Source organism: Xenorhabdus sp. TS4 (genome assembly GCF_014467265.1).
GTDB classification, from domain to species: Bacteria; Pseudomonadota; Gammaproteobacteria; order Enterobacterales; family Enterobacteriaceae; genus Xenorhabdus; species Xenorhabdus ehlersii.
Map to the genome: position 1 here is coordinate 1 of NZ_NKHQ01000025.1, position 1,186 is coordinate 1,186.

Below are 1,186 nucleotides of genomic sequence, written 5' to 3' on the forward strand. Positions count from 1 at the left end.
CTCAGGGCAAACGGGTCTAAATTATACTGACGTAAAACCCACCGTGAGGACTTTCAGCATGTAACTATTATCCCATCCTGCTTTCTGACGCTTAGTTTTCACTCCTACCTTTACGGTTTTCTCATTTTTCAGCAGGTTAAGGGCTATTTTATTTACTAAAGCGATATTTTCAGCAGCATGACCGCTTCCCAGACGCTGGCTGTCTTCACCAAAACTCACATCCAGCTGCCAGTGCAATTTATTTTCAATATGCCAATGGCTACGTATCGCTCCCGCAATAAAGTCCGCCGATTTATCACGATGACTGGTAATATAATAACGTCGGGCGTAACTCTCGGGTTTTCCCTGCTCTTCACGCCAAGACTCCACCACCGCGATGCCACCCAGTGTGTGCCACTGAGGATGTCGTTCCCGTAACCAGCGAATATCGTTAACCAGCCACAACTGACGCTGTTCGATACGACCGTGATCGCCTCCTGTACTCTGGGTTTGAGCGTGGGGGATCCCCCTAAAACTTTTTGCTAGCTGAGTATCTAAAAAGTATTTGATATCGTCATGAAATTCACCCTGATTGCCTTTTAATGCCAGAACATAATCAGCCTGCTCCCCGACAATCTGATCAGCAATTTTGTACTGACAGCCCATTGCATCAATCGTGACAGTGGAACCTTCAATATCCAACAAGGCCAGCAAGTTGGGGATTGCGGTAATTTCGTTCGATTTATCTGAGACTTTCACCTGACCAAAGCAAAGTTGATTCTCAACTGACCAGGCGCTAACCAGATGAAGCGCCGGTGCACCATTCGCTTTGTCAAGCGTACCCCGCAATGTTTTGCCATCCAAGGCGATAATGTCATCAGAGAATGTGGCTAAGCTCTTCACCCATTGGGTAAATGCGAGTCCAAATTCTTGGGGATCAAGCCGGTTTATCACATCGTTAAAGGTATCATGACTGGGAATGCCATTAGGAAGAGCCAGAAATTGCCGGAACCAATCTTCTTTAGATTTACCGTATTCTTCAATCGCATTGAAACCTTCACAACCGCAGATTACGGCACAGATCGAGATAGTCAAAATGTCGATGAGTGAATATTGTTTAGTCCGGTTAACACGCGGATCAGTGAGGTGTCCAAAAGCATTGCTGAGGGTTGTGGCTTGCATGGCAGTTTCTAGGATTATCATTGAT

At 46.0% G+C, this 1,186-nt stretch carries 1 protein-coding gene; it reads right to left on the reverse strand.

The genetic code is table 11. The features are described from left to right. Positions 1 to 21: 21 nt before the first annotated feature. On the reverse strand, positions 22 to 1,161 hold the full coding sequence (locus tag Xets_RS12640) for an ISAs1 family transposase (protein ID WP_187651783.1): 1,140 nt from the start codon (positions 1,159 to 1,161) through the stop codon (positions 22 to 24). Between the last annotated feature and the right edge of the window lie 25 nt (positions 1,162 to 1,186).